The sequence below is a fragment of the Streptomyces sp. NPDC006372 genome (genome assembly GCF_040612515.1).
Taxonomy (GTDB): domain Bacteria; phylum Actinomycetota; class Actinomycetes; order Streptomycetales; family Streptomycetaceae; genus Streptomyces.
Genome location: NZ_JBEXQJ010000010.1, coordinates 46,348 through 63,852, shown reverse-complemented (window position 1 = coordinate 63,852; position 17,505 = coordinate 46,348). Strand labels below are relative to the sequence as shown.

Below are 17,505 nucleotides of genomic sequence, written 5' to 3'. Positions count from 1 at the left end.
CTTGCGTGCGGAAGGCGCGGGCGGTCAGAGGACCTTGGAGAGGAAGGCGCGGGTGCGCTCGTGCTGCGGGGTGTCGAGTACGGCCGCGGGCGGGCCCTGTTCCACGACGACTCCGCCGTCCATGAACACCACGGTGTCGGCGACCTCGCGGGCGAAGCCGATCTCGTGGGTCACAACGATCATGGTGGTGCCGGTGCGGGCGAGGTCCTTGATGACGTCGAGGACCTCGCCGACCAGTTCGGGGTCGAGGGCCGAGGTGGGCTCGTCGAAGAGCAGCACCTTGGGTTCGAGGGCGAGTGCGCGGGCGATGGCGACGCGCTGCTGCTGGCCGCCGGACAACTGCCGGGGATAGGCACCGGTCTTGTCCGCGAGCCCGACCCGCTCCAGCAGTCGGCGTGCGGTCGCCTCGGCCTCCTTGCGCGGGCGGCGCAAGGCGGAGACGGGAGCCTCGACGAGGTTCTCCAGGACGGTCAGGTGCGGGAAGAGGTTGAAGTTCTGGAAGACGAACCCGATGTCGGTCCGCTGCTTCAGAACGTCCTTCTCCTTGAGCTCGTGCAGCTTGTTGCCGGAGCGGCGGTAGCCGACGATCTCACCGTCGATGCTGATCCAGCCCCGGTTGACCTTCTCCAGGTGGTTGATGGTGCGCAGCAGCGTGGACTTGCCGGAGCCGGACGGGCCGAGGATCACGGTCACCTCGCCGGCCCGGACCTCCAGGTCGACACCGCGCAGCACCTCCAGGGCGCCGAAGCTCTTGTGGACGCCGTGGACGTCGACCATGACGGCACTCATGTGCTCTCCTTCGTCACGAAGCGCCGGGCGCGCTGGAGCGGGGTGGGCGGCGGGGTGCGGTCGGCGCCCCGGGCGTAGCGGCGTTCCACGTAGTACTGGGCGACCGACAGCAGGGAGGTCAGGACGACGTACCAGGCGGTGGCGACGAGCAGCAGCGGGATGACCCGGCCGTTGCGGCCGTAGATCACCTGCACCTGGTAGAACAGCTCGCCGATGGACATCACGTAGACCACCGAGGTGCCCTTGAGCAGGCCGATGATCTCGTTGCCGGCGGTGGGCAGGATGGCGCGCATGGCCTGCGGCAGCACGATCCGGCGGATCTGCCGCAGCCGCGGGATGCCCAGCGCGGCCGCTGCATCGAGCTGTCCGTGGTCGACGGCGAGGACACCGCCGCGGACGATCTCGGCGGCGTAGGCGGCCTGGTGCAGGGTCAGTCCGATGACGGCGGCACCGATGGTGCCGATGAGGGTGTTGCTGTCGACGGACAGGAACACCGGGCCGAAGGGGATGCCGAGGCCCAACTCCTTGTACAGGGCGCTGAGATTGAACCAGAACACCAGCTGGACGATCATCGGGATCGAGCGGAAGATCCAGATGTAGGTCCAGGCGACGGTGGCGAGCATCGGGCTGCGTGACAGCCGCATGAAGGCGATCACGGTGCCCAGGAGGAAGCCGAGGACGGTGGCGTAGGCGGTGAGCTGGAGGGTCACCCACACCGCCTGGACGATCGTCTCGGAGAGGACGTAGTCGCGGAAGACGTTCCACTCCCAGACGGGGTTGGTGGCGAGGCCGTGGACGAACTGGGCGACCAGTACGACCACGGCGGCGCCCGCTGCCCACCGGGCGTAGTGCCGGATGGGCACGATCTTCAGCTCGGCCGGGTCCTCGACCGTTCGCGTGGCCGGTTCGGTGATGGTGTCACTGCTCATGGGTCACCTGTGCTCGGGCGGGTTGATCCGTGATGCGTCGATCGCGGAGGCGGAGGTTCCCCACTTCTTGAGGATCCGGGCGTATGTGCCGTCCTCGATCAGTTCGTTGACGGCGGCCTGGAAGGCCTGGGTGAGCGGGGAGCCCTTCCGGAAGGCGAAGCCGACGTCGAGGCGGTGGTACTCGCCGAGGAAGGTGGTCTGCGCCGCGGGCTGGGCCGCCTGGTGGCGCAGGCCGTTGATGGTCGACATGATCACGTCGATGCGGCCCTGCTGGAGGGCGGTGAGCGTCGCGGCGTTCTCCGAGTAGACCTTCACCTCGTACGGCTTCTTGCCGGCCTTCGCGCACACGCCCTTCTGCTCGGCGAGGGTGGTCTCGAAGGAGGTGCCGGCGCCGGTGCCGATGGTCAGGCCGCACAGCTGGGTGAGGTCGGTGACCTTCTTCTTCAGGGCGGTGCCGCCCTTCTTCACGGCGAAGCCCTGGCCGTCGTTGATGTAGGTGACGAAGTCGACGGTCTTCAGGCGCTGGGTGGTGACGCCGAAGTTGCCGGTGCCCACGTCGTACTTGCCGCTGCCGAGAGCGGGCAGGATCGTCTCGAAGGAGGCGTCCTGGCGCACCGCCTTCACGCCGAGGACCTTGGCCACCGCGTCGGCGATGTCGATGTCCTGGCCGGCGGGCGCCTTGCCGGGTCCGTTCGGGTAGTACGCCCCGGGCGGGAAGCCGACGGAGCTACCGATCCGGAGCTTGCCCGACCGTCGGACGTCGGCGGGCAGCAGGGCGGCGACGGAGTCCACCTTGCGGACGGCGGCGACCGGATCGTCGGTCGGTGCGGGCGACTGCGCGGCCGCGGTGGTGGTGCCGGCGGTGCCGCCGGAGCCGCAGGCAGTGAGCGCCAGGGCGGGCAGCAACGCCAGGGCGGCGGCGCTGCGCAGACGGGTTCTGGTGATGTGGATGCTCACGTCGTGCGGGCCTCTCCGAGGTGTTTCTCGAACGGCAGCGGGCCGATGGTCTCCGGGTCGGCGTCCGTGTCGAACAGGGGGGTGTAGCCGGTGGTGAGGTAGAGGCCGCGGGCCTCGGGCTGGCGCGGACCGGTGGTGAGGTAGATCCGCCGGTAGCCGCGGAGGGCCGCCTCACTCTCCAGCTCGGCGACGACGCGCCGGGCCAGTCCGCGCCGCCGGTGGGCGGAGTGCGTCCAGATCCGCTTCAGTTCGGCGGTGGCGAGGTCGTACCGGCGGAAGGCGCCGCCCGCGACCGGCTCGCCGCGCTCCAGGAGCAGCAGGAGGAGGCCGCCGTACGGTGCGGTGAACTCCTCGTCCGGGTAGCGGGCCATCTCCGCGTGCGCGTCCCCGCCGTAGCGTCTGGAGTACTCGTCGCCGAGTTCACGCAGAAGTGGCGCGACGCGGGGGTCGGAGACGGGAACGTGCAGGAACGTCAGCTCCGGTGCGGAGGTCATCCGTTCACCGCCGCCAGGGTCTGCGTCCCACGGGCCGCCCGCTCGGCGTCGCGCTTGGCGACCTCCTCGCGGACGATGGGGATCACGAACCGCCCGAAGTCGATGGCGTCGCCCAGCAGGTCGTAGCCGCGGGCGGAGAGGATGTCGACGCCGAGGTCGTAGTAGTCGAGGAGGGCCTGGGCCACCGTCTCGGGGGTGCCGACCAGGGCGTTGGAGTTGCCCGCGCCGCCGGTCGCGGCGGCCGTCGGGGTCCACAGGGCACGGTCGTAGCGCTCCCCGGCTTCCGCGATGGCGATGAGCCGTTGCGAGCCGGCGTTCTGGGGCTGCGCGTTCCCGTTGTGGCGCTTGGTGATCGCCTCGCCGCGCTCCTTGCGGGCCTTGATCGCGCCGACCGTGCGGTGGGCCTTCTCCCAGGCCAGTTCCTCGGTCGGGGCGATGATCGGGCGGAACGCCACCTGGATGCGCGGCACGTCGGTACGGCCGGCCGCGCGGGCCGCCGTCTTCACGGCCTCGATCTGCTCGGCGGTCTTCTCCAGCGGCTCGCCCCACAGGCAGTAGATGTCGGCCTCGGCGCCGCCCGCGGCGTAGGCGGCGGGCGACGATCCGCCGAACGACACGTTCGGCCGCGGCTGCTGGACGGGGAAGACGTCGCTGACGAAGTCGTGGAAGCGGTAGTGCTCGCCCTCGTGGTCGAAGGGTTCGTGGGTGGTCCAGATCTTCTTGACGATCCGGATGTACTCGCGGGTGCGGGCGTAGCGCTCGTCCTTGGTGAGGGTGTCGCCCTCGCGGCCCTGTTCACGGTCGTTGCCGCCGGTGATGAAGTGCACGGTCAGACGGCCCTCGCTGATCTGGTCGAGGGTCGCGAAGGTTTTGGCGGCGAACGTCGGGTACGAGACGTTCGGCCGGTGGGCGAGGAGGATCTGGAGGCGGTCCAGCCTGCTCGCGATGTAGGCGGCGGCCGGTGCCGGGTCGGGCGATCCCGAGCCGTAGGCGAACAGCACCCGGTCCCAGCCGTGCTCCTCGTGGGCCCGGGCGAGCCGGAGCGTGTACTCCTTGTCGAAGGCGGCGCCGGAGCGCGGGGTGGTCTCGGAACCGTCGTGGGTGGCGGCGATGCCAAGGAATTCCACGGGCATGGGCAGGGCCTTTCCTCAAGTCCTTTGGCGCCACGCCGAGTTCAGGACTCGGGCACGGCGGGGCGGCCCTCGGCGCGGTTGGGTGTGACGGCGCCTCAGGGCTGGCTGATCCGGGTGAAGAGCAGGGGTGATGACGCCGGGGCGCGGGCCCCGGGCGGGGTGGAACGGCGGCAGCGCGTGTCAGGGAGAGGACTCGGCCCGCTACGGGAGCACCGAGGGAGGGAAGGGCCGGTCAGACGGCCCGCTGCCGCGTCAGGCGCAACACGCCGCGGACCACACCCGACCGAAGTCGATGTGGCCACGGGTGACCAGGCGCTGCTCGGCATTCATGTGACTAATTGAGCAGGACAACTCGTTCCTCGTCAACCGCGGTTCGGATGCCGGACGTGAGGTGAGCGGTTCCTGTGCCTGGTTGACACGGCCGGGCGCCCCGCCCTTACCATCGGCCGCACCGCGTTGAGGGACGCGGTGAGCGTGATGACGCCGAAGCCGGGCTCCGGCCCCGTATTCGCCACGCCGCGCTTCCCTCCCCTGGAGAGTCCCCTGATGGTCTCGCCTTCCGACCTCACCGATCCGGTCCACGAGTCCGCGCCCGCGCCCTCCGAGGACGGTGCGAAAACCTCCTTCCGGGCCCCGGCCCCCGAGTCCCCGCCGGGCGAGGATCTCCCGCGGATCGTGCCGCGCCGGCGCATCGGACGTCTCCTGTCCGCAGCCGTCGCGCTGTTGCTCTTCGCGATGGTGGTGAACTCCGTCGTCCGCAACCGCGCCTTCCAGTGGGACGTGGTCGGCAGCTACTTCACCAGTGCCGCCGTGCTCGACGGGCTGCTGCTCACCCTGTGGCTGACCGCGCTGGTGATGGTGCTCGGCTTCGTGCTCGGCATACCGCTGGCCGTGATGCGGTTGTCCGGCAACCCGGTGCTGGCCACCCTGAGTTGGGGCTTCGTGTGGATCTTCCGGTCCACTCCCCTGCTGGTGCAGCTGCTGTTCTGGTTCAACATCGGCGCCCTGTACCCGACGCTCGGCCTCGGCATCCCGTTCGGCCCGCAGTTCGTCACCGTCAAGACCGTCAACCTGCTCGGCCCGGCTCTCACGGCCGTCATCGGCCTGACCCTGCACGAGGCCGCCTACGCCGCCGAGGTGGTGCGCGGCGGCATTCTCTCGGTGGACGCCGGGCAGACCGAGGCCGCCCAGGCTCTGGGGATCGGCAAGGCGCGCACCCTGCGCCGGATCGTCGTGCCGCAGGCGATGCGCTCGATCGTGCCGACCGCCGGCAACATGCTGATCGGCACCCTGAAGGGCACGAGCATCGTCAGTGTGCTGGCCGTGCACGACCTGCTGTATTCGGTGCAACTGGTCTACAACCAGACGTACCAGGTCATCCCACTGCTCGTAGTCGCCACACTCTGGTACATCGCCGTCACCACCGTGCTCAGCGTGGGGCAGTTCTACGTCGAGCGCCACTACGCCCGCGGGGCCGCGCGAACTCTGCCGCCCACACCGGTGCAGCGGTTGAGGGCCCGGCTGGCCGCGTATCGTCTTTCCCTACGTTCCCTATCGAATTACTAGGAAAGTATTGACGGGGCCTTGCGCCGCTGCGCAGGATGATGCGCATGCCCCACGCAACTATGTGAGGAGACCTCAGCCATGGGCGTTGCCCCCGCGCCGTCCGGATCCGACTCGGAGCTCGATCTGACCGGACCGGGGAGCGCGCACTGGCTGCGCGTGGCCCGAGAGACCGCGGAGGACCTGGCCACCGACGCGGTCGCCAGGGACCAGGCGGGCAAGCCCCCGTTCGACGAGGTGTCGCGGCTGCGCGAGTCGGGGCTGCTGACGCTCCTCGTACCGGCCGGGCTCGGGGGCGGCGGCGCGGACTGGGCCACGGCGTACGCGGTGGTCCGGGAGATCGCGGCGGCCGACGGCGCGATCGGCCAACTGCTCGGCTGTCACTACTTCGTGTCGTGGAGTGCCCGCTACTTCACGGAGCCCGCTCTCGCCCACCGGCTGGAGCAGCGGTCCGCGGCGGAGCAGTGGTGCTGGGGTGGTGGTCTGGCACGGCAGGAACCGGCTCTGACGCTGGCCGGGAAGGCGACGGGGTATGCGCTGAACGGTCGGCAGAGCTACACCGCCGGTGCCCTGGTCGCCGACCGCCTCGCCGTGCGGGCGGTGCGGGCCGACACCGGCGAGCCCCTGGCCGTCGTGGTCGACCCCGCCCTTCCCGGCGTGGTCATAGACGGTGACGCCGATCCGTTCGGCCAGCGGCTCGCGGCCGGCGGAAGCGTGGAGTTCGACGCCGTGCCCGTCGCCGCCGACGCCGTCATGGGCTCGCTCGCCGCGGACGAGGACGTCCTGTCGCCCCGGACCTCGATGGTGTCACCGGTGGGGCGGCTCCTGTCGGTGCAGCTTCGTCTCGGCATGGCGGAAGGAGTGCTCGCCGAGGCCCGTGAGTACAGCAGGACCGGGCTCTCGCACTGGCACCCCGACTGGCCGGTCGGCTCGCCTCAGGACCCTCAGGTGCTGACCGCGTACGGGGAACTCACCGTGCTGACCCGCTCCGCATCCGCTCTCGCCGACCAGGCGCGGCAGGCCGTGCTCGACGGGCTGGCCCGCGGCGAGGACCTCGGCTATGAGGAGTACGCGGAGATCTCCGTCCTCGTGGCCATGGCCGAGGCCGCCGCCTCCAGGGCCGCGCAGGAGTCCACCGCCCGCGCCCTCGACATCATCGGCGCCCGCTCGGCGTCCGCGCGGCTGGGCTTCGACCGCTTCTGGCGCAACGCCCGTACCCACACCCTGTACGAGCCCGTCGCCCACCGCCTCCGTGACGTCGGGGACTACTTCCTCAACGGCGCGCATCCTCCGTTCGTCCTCCCCGTCTGACCGACCGCCCGCCGGTGGGTCGGCGGGCTGCCGTGATCTCCTCCCGTCAGGTGCCGGCGTCGACGCGCGCAGGAGCGCCGTCCGCGGCCTCCTCGGAGAGCCGCTCCATGCCGCTGGTGGTCTTCAGCGGCTTCTCCTTGACGAACAGCACGGCGACCAGTGCGAGCGCCGCGAAGGGCGTGGCGACGAGGAAGAGTTCGGCCGTGGCGACCCCGTAGGCGTGCTCCACGATGTCCCGCATCGGCGCCGGCAACGCGCTCATGTCGGGCACTCCCCCGTGCCCGGCCTGTCCTCCGCCCCCGGCGGCACCGGTGCTCTCGAGGCTCTTGGTCATCTCGGAGGCGACCCGGTTGGCCAGGATCGCGCCGAGCACACTGGTACCGATGGTGCCGCCCATGCTGCGGAAGAACGACAACACCGAGGTCGCGGCGCCCAGTTCGGCCGCTGGGACGTCGTTCTGCGCGGCCAGCACCAGGTTCTGCATCAGCATGCCGACGCCGATGCCCATGATCGCCATGTAGAGGCTGAGCAGACCGAAGGGAGTGTCGGCCCCGATCGTGGAGAGGAGTCCGAGCCCGACGGTCATGGTGACGCCACCCGCGACGAGGTACACCTTCCACCGGCCGGTCGAGCTGATGATCTGTCCCGCGACGGTGGAGGAGACCAGCAGACCCAGGATCATGGGCAGGCTCATCAGGCCCGCGATCGTCGGCGACTTGCCCAGGGAGACCTGGAAGTACTGCGACAGGAAGACCGTGCCGCCGAACATGGCCACGCCGACGAACAGGCTGGCGACGGTGGTGAGCGCGACGGTCCGGTTGCGGAAGATACCCAGCGGGATGACCGGTTCGGCGACCTTCGCCTCCACGAGGACCGCGAGGACCAGCAGCAGCGCTCCCCCGCCGGTCAGCGCGGCCGTCTGCCACGATGCCCAGTCGAACTCGTTGCCCGCGAGCGTGACCCAGATCAGCAGGGCGCAGACGCCCGCGACGATCAGGAAGGCACCCAGGTAGTCGATCTTCGCCTCGCGGCGGACGGTGGGCAGGTGCAGGGTGCGCTGGAGCAGGGCGATGGCGAGCAGGGCGAAGGGCACCCCGATGAAGAAGCACCAGCGCCAGCCGAGCCAGGAGGTGTCCACCAGGACGCCTCCGATCAGCGGGCCGGCCACGGTGCCCACGGCGAACACGGCCCCGAAGATCCCGGCGTACCGGCCCAGCCTGCGCGGCGGGATGATCGCGGCCATCACGACCTGGGCCAGTGCCGTGAGACCGCCGGCACCGATGCCCTGCGCCACCCGGCTGAAGATGAGCAGCCCCACGTCATGGGAGAAGCCCGCCAGCAGCGAGCCCACGACGAACAGGCCCAGGGAGAGCTGGAGGAGCAGCTTCTGGTTGTAGAGGTCGGACAGCTTGCCCCACAGGGGCACGGTCGCCGTCATGGCCAGCAGTTCGGCGGTGACGACCCAGGTGTAGGAGGACTGGCTGGCCCCGAGGTCGGCGATGATGCGGGGCAGGGCGTTGGAGACCACGGTGCCGGCCAGGATGGCGACGAACATGCCCGCCATCAGCCCCGACATGGCCTGGAGTATCTGCCGGTTGGACATGGCGGACGGTGACGCCTCGAGGGGCGCCGCAGAAGGATTCACTTGTTCTCTTTCACGGTGTGGAGAGGGCGAGGGCGATGAGCGGCTACCGGTCGGCCGGTTGTGCCGCCGACGGGGCCGGGAGTCCGGCGGCCAGCTGCTCGAACGTCTCCCGGAAGACGTCCACGAAGGCGAGTTCGTCCTGCCGGACGCACCAGTGCTCGACGGCGACCCGCACCGCTGTGACGCCGACCGCGGCGAGCAGGCGCGGGTAGAGGCCGAGCGCCCGCCTCCGGCGTTCGTCGTCCGGCGACGCGAACTCGGTACGGTCCGCGGAGAAGAGCGGGGAACCGGCGCCGATGCGCTCGGCGAGCGTTTCCGCCAGGGCGAGTTCGTCCGCCATGTGGGCACCGAGACTGCGCGCGAGGAGGTGCGGCGAGCGGCGCAGCACCTCGGAGTGCAGGCGCCACAGTTCCTGGTGCTGCTCGACCTCCGCCAGTTCGGTCGCCATGGCGTCGCGCAGCGCCCGCAGCGGGGAGCGGCCCGGGGGCGCGGCCAGTACGGCCTGCCGGACCCGCGCACTCGACTCGGCACCGATCATGACGAACACGTCGTCACGGGAGTCGAAGTAGTTGAAGAACGTGCGCGCGGAGACTCCGGCCGCCTCGCTGATCGCGTCGACGGTGACGTTCTCCGCCCCCTGTTCGGCTGCCAGACGCACCGCGGCCGCCACCAACGCGGCGCGCGTCGCCCGCTTCTTCCGTTCACGCAGCCCGACGCCGGCCGGCTTCCCCTCCGTCATATTTTCATAGTACGCAAAGATGCAGACTCTGCAAAAAGTCAGCTGCGCCGGACCGCGCCGAGCTGCGCCCGGTGCAGGCCGGGGGCGGCGAACCGCTGGGCCACCGCGCGCAGGACCTGGGCCATCGCCTGGGCGGGAGGGGTGGCGGGGCGTGCCGCGGCGCGGGCGAGGAGGATCCGGCGGGTGGGGGCGGGCACATCGGAGGCGAAAGGCAGCAGCCGGACGTCGCTGCGGCGGCTGGTGAGCGCCAGGCGGGGCGCGAGGGCGATGCCGAGCCCGGCGGCGACCATGGCCTGCGCCTCCTGGTAGTCGTGCGAGGAGTAGGCGATCCGCGGCTCGAATCCCGCCTGGCGACAGCTGCGGCGAAGGACGTCCGCGACGGGGTGGTTGTCGGCACGGATGATCCACTCCTGGTCGGCGAGGTCACCGAGACGCACGGAGGGATGGGTGCGCAGGGGTGAGTCGGCGGGGACGACCAGCACCGTCGGGTCGTCCAGGAGGTGGGTGAGGGAGAGCGCCGGATCGTCGAGGCGGTTCCACTCGTAGTCCCAGAGCAGTCCCTGGTCCGCCTCACCCGTGTGCAGCATCTCCCTCAGCTCCGCGAGGACACCGGCGCGTACCTCGATGCGGATTCCGGCGTGGCGGCGGCGGAAGCGGGTGAGGGCGAGCGGCAGCAGGGACGCGCTCGCCGTGGGGAAGGAACCGAGCCGCAGCGTGCCCTGGTCGAGGGCGGTGAAGGAGTCCAGGTCGGCCTGGGCTGCGCGCAGTTCGCGGCGGATCGCCTGTCCGCGTCCGGCCAGCGCGGCACCCGCCGGTGTGGGACGGATGCCCCGCGGCAGCCGCTCGAGCAGGGGTTGCCCGGCCTCCCGCTCCAGCAGCGACATCTGCTGGGAGGCGGCGGAGGTGGTCATGCCCAGTGCCTCCGCGGCAGCGGTGAGCGAGCCCCGTTCGACGGCCTCGGTGAGCAGCAGCAGACGACGCACATTCAGCATGCCGACGACTTTAGCTGAGCTAAACCCAGGTGAAGCGAACTGCGATTGTTCGCAAGGCACGCCTCTGCGAAGGTCTCGGCAATCACCGGAGCGGTTCACCGGCACGCAACGTGTCCGTGGCCGCCCGGCCCCCTCCCTGTTGAGCAAGGAAGAGCCTCAGACGTGCACATTCCCGCGACCCTGGTACGTGGCGGCACCAGCAAGTGCTGGCTGTTCAACCAGGTCGATGTCCCCACTGACCGCGGCGAGCTGGAGAAGCTGCTGGTCGCCGCGTACGGCGCCGCCGACCCGGTGGAGCTGGACGGGGTGGGCGGGGCGACCCCCACCACCTCGAAGGCGGCGGTCGTCAGCGCCTCCCCCGAGCCCGGCGTCGACGTCGACTATCTGTTCGCCCAGGTCGGTGTCGGCACCGGCTCGGTGGAGTGGACGAGCAACTGCGGCAACTGCGCCACCGGCGTCGCCCTCTACGCGGCGGCGAAGGGCATGGTGCCGATCGCCGGCGACCGGACGCGCGTGGTCATGCGCAACACCAACACCGGCACGGTCCTCGAGGGGCTCGTGGACACCACCGGAGGGGTGGTGCAGCACTTCGGCCGGCAGACCGTACCGGGCACCCGCGCGGGCGGTGTCGCCGTCGGCCTCACCTTCCGCGACCCCGCCGGAGGCACCACCGGTCTGCTGTTCCCCACCGGGGAGAGCGCCCAGGAACTGCGGGTCGACGCCGCCGAACCGGTGCGGGTGAGCATGGTGGACGCCGGAGCCCCGGTCGTCCTCGTCGACGCCCTCCACGCGGGGCGGATCGGGGCCGAGTCACCGGAGCGGCTGCGCGCCGACGTGCCCTGGCTGCGCGCCGTCCGTCATGCCGCCGCACCTGTGATGGGGCTGCTCCAGCCCGGTCAGGAACCGGGAGACGCGGTGCCCAAGGCAGGCCTGGCCGGTCCCCCGGTCGCGTACACCACCACGCTCGGCGAGCGTGTGGCGGCCGAGGACTACGACGTCTCGGTGCGCATGCTCACCATGAACGCCCCCCACCCGGCGATCGGCCTGACCTCCGCCGTCGCGGTCGCGGCGGCGGGGCTGGCGGCGGACTCCGTCGTGTCCCGGGCCGCGAGCGGCCGGGCCGGCGAGTGGCTGCGGCTGGGCACTCCCGCCGGCGTGGTCGCGGTCCGCTGTTCCGATGTGCGCGAGGGCCTGCCGCAGCGGGTCACCGTGCAGCGCGCGGCGCGGCTGCTCGCCGACGCCCGTATCTACGTCCCGGACACAGGCGCGCCGCGCGCCGCCTGAACCCGCGACGAACGTCACCTCGGGCCGCGGTCCCCAGCCGTCCGCCCCGGGATACCTTGCGCCCCCGGGGCGCACCACCCGTCCCCACCGCACCAAGGACAATGATGTCTGCTGAAGTGATATCCGTAGCAGCGCTGCTGGTGATGTTCGTGGTCGGCACCGTACTGCCGATCAATCTGGGCATCCTCGCCTTCGTCGCCACCTTCGCGGTCGGCACCGCCTCGCTCGGCCTCACCGAGGACGAGATCTTCGAGGGGTTCCCGGCCGAGCTCTTCGTGACCATCGTCGGCGTCACCTACCTGTTCTCCGTGGCCCGCCGCAACGGCACCATCGACTGGCTCGTCGCGGCCGGAGTACGCCTGGTGCGCGGGAAGGTCTCGCTCATCCCGTGGGTGCTGTTCCTGGTGGCGGCGCTGTTGACGGCGTTCGGCACCTTCACCCCGGCCGCCGTCGCCATCCTCGCGCCGATCGGCATGAACTTCGCCTACCGCTACAAGCTCAACCCCTTGGTCGTCGGCATGATGGTGATCAGCGGCGGGCACGCGGGCGCGTTCTCCCCGGTCGCCGTCTCCGGCGCGCTGGTGCTCGGCCTGGTCGACAAGACCGGTCTGCATGTCTCCGCCATCGCGTTGTTCAGCGCCAGCTTCCTGATCAACGTGGTGCTGTCCGTGATCACCTACGCGCTGCTCGCCAAGCGCCCCGCCCCGTTGGCGGAGGAGGCCGCCGAGCGGAGCGGCGACGAGGACGTCACCGTCTCGGGCCGGCCCGACTGGCGGCAGGGGCTCACCCTCGCGGCTCTCGTCGCCCTGGTCGTCGGGGCGCTCGCCTTCCATCTGGAGATCGGTTTCCTGGCCCTCGCGGCCGGCGCTCTGCTGGCCCTGGTGGACATGAAGCGGCAGGAGAAGGCCGTGGACGGCGTCAGCTGGTCCACCCTGCTGCTGGTCGCGGGCATGATGACGTACATCGCGATGCTGGAGAAGGCCGGCGTCATCGAGGAGATCTCCGAACACGCAGCCCGCCTGGGCGCCCCGGTCGTCGTCGCCCTGCTGCTGTGTTTCACCGTGGCCATCACCTCGGCCTTCGCCTCCTCCACCGCGATCCTCACCGCGATCATCCCCATCGCGGTGCCACTGCTGCTCTCCAGCCACCTCAGCGCCGCCGGTCTGATCGCCGCTCTCGCCGTCTCCACGACGATCGTCGACACGTCCCCCTTCTCGACCAACGGCGCACTCGTCCTGGGCAACGCCCGCGGGGTGGACACCCGCCGCTTCTACCGCCAGATCATCGGCTACACCGGCGGCATCGTGGCCCTCGGCCCGGTCGTCGCCTGGGGCGCCCTGGTCCTCCCCTGGTCGTAGCGTCATCGCGCGCCTTGAGCGCACCTGCGTCCGGCAGACACCGTCTGCCGGACGCTCACACGTCGGGGCGGGCCACCTCGGGGAAGGCCTGCTCGGCCCAGATGATCTTGCCGTCGGGCGTCTGCCGGGCGCCCCAGCCCTGGCACAGCTGGGCGACGAGGAGCAGCCCCCGGCCGCCCTCGTCGTAGGTGCGGGCCCGGCGCATGTGCGGGGCGGTGGTGCTGCCGTCCGACACCTCGCAGATGAGGGCACGGTCGTGGATCAGCCTCAGTTCGATGGGCGGTTGCGCGTGCCGGATGGCGTTGGTGACCAGCTCGCTGACCACGAGTTCGGTGACGAACACGTACTCCTCGAGACCCCAGTCGGCCAGCTGCCGGCAGGCGTTCTTGCGTGCCGTGGCGACCGCGGCGGTGTCGGGTGGTACCTCCCAGGTGGCCACGTGGAGGGCGTCCAGGGCGCGGGTGCGGGCCACGAGCAGGGCCACGTCGTCGGCCGGCCGGTCCGGAAGCATGGTCCGCAGCACCGCCTCGCACGTGTTCTCCAGCGAGGCGCCGGACTGCCGCAGCACCCGGAGCAGTGCGTCCATGCCCTCGTCGATGTCACGGAACCTGGATTCGACGAGGCCGTCGGTGTACAGCGCGAGAACGCTGCCTTCGGGCAGCTCCAGGTCGACGGCCTCGAAGGGCAGGCTGCCCAGACCCAGGGGAGGCCCCGCAGGCATGTCGAGGAACTCCACCCCACCGCCCGGTGTGGCCAGCGCCGGGACGGGATGCCCCGCGCGCGCCAGGGAGCATCGGCGGGACACCGGGTCGTACACGGCGTACAGGCACCTGGCCCCGACCTCACCCGCGGTGTCGACTCCCGTGGCCAAGTGGGTGACCAGGTCGTCGAGGTGGGTCAGCAGCTCGTCGGGCGGGAGGTCCACGTCGGCCAAGGTCCGGACGGCCGTCCGCAGCCGCCCCATGGTGGCCGAGGCCTGGATGCCGTGACCGACGACATCGCCGACGACCAGTGCGACACGGGCGCCGGACAGCGGGATGACGTCGAACCAGTCGCCGCCGACCCCGGCCTGTGCGCCGGCGGGCAGATAGCGGGAGGCGACGTCGAGGGCGGACTGCTCGGGCAGCCGTTGCGGCAGGAGGCTGCTCTGCAGGGTGAGGGAAGTGGTGCGCTCGCGGGTGAAGCGGCGGGCGTTGTCGATGCTGAGGGCGGCTCGCTCGGTGATCTCCTGGCCGAGCAGCAGGTCGTCCTGTTCGAAGGGTTCCGGGGTCCGGTGGCGGGAGAAGGTGGCCACGCCCAGGGTGATGCCACGTGCCCGCAGCGGCACGGCCAGTACCGAGTGGAACCCGAACCGTTGCATGCGTTCGGCCCGTTCGGGGGTCTGGCGCAGTACGTACTCCATCCCCTCGGCGGTGACCTGCTGGATCAGTGGCCGCCCGGCGGCCAGGCACTCGGCCGCCGTCGAGCGGTCCGGATAGACGGCCACGGTTCCGTTCGGCACCACCGTCTCGGGGCAGCCCTCGAGAACCGACTGGTGGGCGACCCGACGCAACCGCACAGGACCGCGCGGGGCACCCGACGGGGGGTCCGCGGCCTCCTCGATGGACGGCAGCAGGTCGACGGTGACGAAGTCGGCGAGCCGCGGGACGGCCACGTCGGCGAGTTCCTGCGCGGTACGGGCCAGGTCGAGCGTGCTGCCGATACGCAGGCTCGCCTCGTTCAGCAGGGCCAGCCGCTGCCGGGCCAGGTGCTGCTCGGTCATGTCGTGTGCCGAGAGGAGCACACCTTGTGTCCGGCCGTCGCCCGCCCGCACCGGAGCGAGGGCCACCGTCCACACGCTCGCGCGTTCATGGCCCGCGAGTTGCAGGGAGAGTTGCAGGTCCTGCCGCTCGCCGGTCTCCAGGGCACGTCGCATGTGCTGTTCGGTGCGGTCGGCCTGCGGGTCGTGCACGATCTCCGAGACGCGCAGCCCGCGCATCGCCTCCTCGGGCAGACCGATCACCCGTTCCATGTCGGCGTTCGCCCTGACCAGCCGCAAGCGGGTGTCGTACAGCGCGGTCGTGCACGTGGACTGGGTGAAGCTCCTCCTGAGGAACGCGTCGTCGTCGGGGCTGACCCCGGGGCCGGTGACCGCGGTGAGGACCAGCCATTCGTGGTGGCCGTCGCCGTCCTGCCGGAGGTGTGCCAGCAGGTTCACGGTCAGGGGGTGCCCCTCGCGGTGCAGCAGCGTCGCCCTGCCGCTCCACCTGGGGAGGGTCCGCAGGGAGCCGAGCACGTCCGGTGGGAGTCCCTCGGTGAGCAGTGCGGCCCCCGGCCGGCCGACGATTTCCGAGTCCGGGTAGCCGAGCAGCCTGCGGGCCCCCTCGCTCCATCCCGTGACGATGCCGCGCTCGTCCACGACGGCCCTCGCGGTGGCCGCCTCGTCGAGGAGGTCCTCCGGCGAGGCACCGCGGTCCTCACCCGGAACGGACGCTGATCTCGCCATGGAGCATCGACCGCCTCAGCCGCTCAGTGTTCTTCCCGCATTCTTGCCGCGTTCTTTCCCTTTCGACCTGATATGCCCCAAGAATGACAGGTACCCCCTTTCTCGATTGAATGGCCAGGAACCCTGAACGGCCGCGTGGGAGGGCAGGGGCCCGAATCCATCGACCAGGGCGGAGGGCGTGACCATGACTGTCACCGGCGAGCGGACCTGGCCGAACGCGGCCGAGTGGACCGGGAGGATCTACAGCGAGGGCTGGCGGACCGCAGAGGGCGGCACCCTCCGGGTGGCCGAACCGGCCACCGGCGAGCCACTGGCGGAGGTGGGCGTGGCCTCCCCGGCGGAAGTCGCGCGGGCCGGTGCCCGGGCGGCCCGGGCCGGGTCGGAATGGGCGGCGGCCACGGTGCCGGAACGGGTCGACGTCCTGCTGCGCGCCGATCGCGCCCTGCGTGAGCACAGCGAGGCCGTCCGTGACTGGATCGTCCGCGAGTCGGGCGGCGTCCCCGCCAAGGGCGACTACGAGATCGCGGCGGGGCTGGGTCAGTTGCAGCACGCGATCGGGCTCGCGTCGCTGCCCCCGGGCGAGGTCCTCACGCCGCAGGTGCCCGGCGGGACGAGTCTGGCGTGGCGGGTGCCGCTGGGGGTGGTGGGGGTCATCACCCCGTGGAACGCGCCGCTGCTGTTCGCGATGCGGGCACTGGCACCGGCGCTGGTCCTCGGGAACGCCGCACTGCTCAAGCCCGACCCCCTCACCCCGGTGTCCGGCGGTGTTCTCGTCGCGCGGCTGTTCCAGGAGGCCGGGTTGCCCGAGGGCGTGCTGCATGTCCTGCCCGGCGGCGCGGGGGCCGGGCGTGCGGTCGTCGCCGACCCGCATGTCGCGATGATCTCGTTCACCGGCTCGACCGAAGCCGGGCGGGAAGTGGCCCGGGTCGCGGGCGAAGGGCTCAAACGCGTGTCGCTGGAGCTGGGTGGCAAGAACTCGATCGTCGTGCTGGCGGACGCGGACGTCGAGGCGGCTGCCACGGCAGGGGCCGTCAGCTCGTTCGGCTATCAGGGCCAGGCCTGCGTCGCCGCAGGACGCCATGTGGTGCACGCGGACGTCGTCGAGGCGTACACGGAGACGCTCGTCCGGCAGGCGAAGGCGCTGCCGATCGGTGACCCCCGCGACGACGGCGTGGTGATCGGTCCCGTCATCAGCGAGCGGCAGGCGGCCCGGATCGAGCGGATCGTGGACGAGAGCGTGGCCGGCGGGGCGCGGGTGCTGGCCGGAGGCACCCGCGACGGGCTCTTCTACCCGCCCACGGTGCTGGACCGCGTCGACCGGACCATGCCCGCCTTCACCGAGGAGATCTTCGGGCCCGTCGCACCCGTCATCCCGTTCCATGACGAGGACGAGGCCGTGGAGATCGCCGACGACACCGCGTACGGCCTGACCGCCGCCGTCCACTCCCGTTCCACACCCCGGGCGACCGCCTTCGCGCGCCGGTTGCGCACCGGCATGATCCACATCAACGACGTGTCCGCCAAGGATGCCGCCAACGCACCCTTCGGCGGCATGGGCGTCTCCGGCAACGCCTCCCGCATCGGCGGCACCGCCAGCCTGGAGCAGTTCACACAGTGGCGCTGGATGACGGCACCCGGGCCGGTGTGATCCCCCTGGCGGAGGTGGCCGGTCAGAGCGAGACGTTCTCGACCCCTGGTCGCCGCCGAGACGCGCAGGGCAGTGACCAGTACCTGTTGCTCGTCGAGCGGTGACTACAACAACCTGCCGTGGGCCCGTGCGCGAGCGACCCGTACCGGGTTTCGACGCTTGCGCTTCACAGGCCAAC

15 protein-coding genes are annotated in these 17,505 nt (G+C 71.2%); 6 read left to right on the top strand and 9 right to left on the bottom strand.

Annotation, left to right across the window (positions count from 1 at the left end):
- Positions 1-24: 24 nt before the first annotated feature.
- Genes ABZ016_RS17845 through ABZ016_RS17825 form a run of 5 tightly spaced genes read right to left on the bottom strand, consistent with a single transcriptional unit; the run spans position 25 to position 4,302 of the window.
- Complete coding sequence (locus ABZ016_RS17845; protein WP_356917572.1) at positions 25-789, bottom strand: amino acid ABC transporter ATP-binding protein; 765 nt, start codon at positions 787-789, stop codon at positions 25-27.
- Positions 786-1,718, bottom strand: a complete 933-nt coding sequence (locus ABZ016_RS17840) for an amino acid ABC transporter permease (protein WP_356917571.1) — start codon at positions 1,716-1,718, stop codon at positions 786-788. The genes ABZ016_RS17845 and ABZ016_RS17840 overlap by 4 nt, the downstream gene beginning before the upstream one ends.
- Positions 1,719-1,721: 3 nt before the next feature.
- Positions 1,722-2,675, bottom strand: coding sequence for an ABC transporter substrate-binding protein (locus ABZ016_RS17835; protein ID WP_356917570.1), 954 nt, complete (start codon positions 2,673-2,675; stop codon positions 1,722-1,724).
- A complete protein-coding gene (locus ABZ016_RS17830; RefSeq protein ID WP_356917569.1) occupies positions 2,672-3,169 on the bottom strand; it encodes a GNAT family N-acetyltransferase in 498 nt (165 codons plus the stop codon). Before ABZ016_RS17830 ends, ABZ016_RS17835 begins: the two co-directional genes overlap by 4 nt.
- Positions 3,166-4,302 (bottom strand): LLM class flavin-dependent oxidoreductase, encoded by a 1,137-nt coding sequence (locus ABZ016_RS17825; protein ID WP_356917568.1) that lies wholly within the window; start codon positions 4,300-4,302, stop codon positions 3,166-3,168. Before ABZ016_RS17825 ends, ABZ016_RS17830 begins: the two co-directional genes overlap by 4 nt.
- A gap of 546 nt (positions 4,303-4,848) precedes the next feature.
- On the opposite strand from ABZ016_RS17825, the gene ABZ016_RS17820 reads away from it, so the two are divergent.
- Both ABZ016_RS17820 and ABZ016_RS17815 read left to right on the top strand, forming a co-directional pair.
- Positions 4,849-5,868 (top strand): amino acid ABC transporter permease, encoded by a 1,020-nt coding sequence (locus ABZ016_RS17820; protein ID WP_356917567.1) that lies wholly within the window; start codon positions 4,849-4,851, stop codon positions 5,866-5,868.
- Positions 5,869-5,946: 78 nt separating this feature from the next.
- A complete protein-coding gene (locus ABZ016_RS17815) occupies positions 5,947-7,176 on the top strand; it encodes an acyl-CoA dehydrogenase family protein (RefSeq protein ID WP_356917566.1) in 1,230 nt (409 codons plus the stop codon).
- 46 nt (positions 7,177-7,222) lie between these two features.
- On the opposite strand, the gene ABZ016_RS17810 is transcribed toward ABZ016_RS17815, so the two are convergent.
- The 3 genes from ABZ016_RS17810 to ABZ016_RS17800 form a co-directional block, all read right to left on the bottom strand.
- Complete coding sequence (locus ABZ016_RS17810) at positions 7,223-8,779, bottom strand: MDR family MFS transporter (RefSeq protein WP_356917713.1); 1,557 nt, start codon at positions 8,777-8,779, stop codon at positions 7,223-7,225.
- Positions 8,780-8,864: 85 nt separating this feature from the next.
- A complete protein-coding gene (locus ABZ016_RS17805) occupies positions 8,865-9,560 on the bottom strand; it encodes a TetR family transcriptional regulator (RefSeq protein ID WP_356917565.1) in 696 nt (231 codons plus the stop codon).
- A gap of 38 nt (positions 9,561-9,598) precedes the next feature.
- Positions 9,599-10,552, bottom strand: a complete 954-nt coding sequence (locus tag ABZ016_RS17800; protein WP_356917564.1) for a LysR family transcriptional regulator — start codon at positions 10,550-10,552, stop codon at positions 9,599-9,601.
- Positions 10,553-10,714: 162 nt separating this feature from the next.
- On the opposite strand from ABZ016_RS17800, the gene ABZ016_RS17795 reads away from it, so the two are divergent.
- Both ABZ016_RS17795 and ABZ016_RS17790 read left to right on the top strand, forming a co-directional pair.
- Positions 10,715-11,836, top strand: a complete 1,122-nt coding sequence (locus ABZ016_RS17795) for a PrpF domain-containing protein (RefSeq protein ID WP_356917563.1) — start codon at positions 10,715-10,717, stop codon at positions 11,834-11,836.
- 104 nt (positions 11,837-11,940) lie between these two features.
- Positions 11,941-13,194 carry an SLC13 family permease gene (locus ABZ016_RS17790; protein WP_356917562.1) on the top strand — a complete coding sequence of 418 codons (1,254 nt, stop codon included), beginning with the start codon at positions 11,941-11,943 and terminating at the stop codon, positions 13,192-13,194.
- Positions 13,195-13,249: 55 nt separating this feature from the next.
- Here ABZ016_RS17790 and ABZ016_RS17785 read toward each other — a convergent pair whose 3' ends face one another.
- Positions 13,250-15,679, bottom strand: a complete 2,430-nt coding sequence (locus ABZ016_RS17785) for a SpoIIE family protein phosphatase (RefSeq protein WP_356917561.1) — start codon at positions 15,677-15,679, stop codon at positions 13,250-13,252.
- Positions 15,680-15,863: 184 nt separating this feature from the next.
- Between ABZ016_RS17785 and ABZ016_RS17780 the strand changes: the two genes are divergently transcribed.
- Positions 15,864-17,327: a benzaldehyde dehydrogenase gene (locus ABZ016_RS17780; RefSeq protein WP_356917560.1), complete on the top strand. Its 1,464-nt coding sequence runs from the start codon at positions 15,864-15,866 to the stop codon at positions 17,325-17,327.
- Positions 17,294-17,431, top strand: coding sequence for a hypothetical protein (locus tag ABZ016_RS17775; protein WP_356917724.1), 138 nt, complete (start codon positions 17,294-17,296; stop codon positions 17,429-17,431). The genes ABZ016_RS17780 and ABZ016_RS17775 overlap by 34 nt, the downstream gene beginning before the upstream one ends.
- Positions 17,432-17,505: the final 74 nt, after the last annotated feature.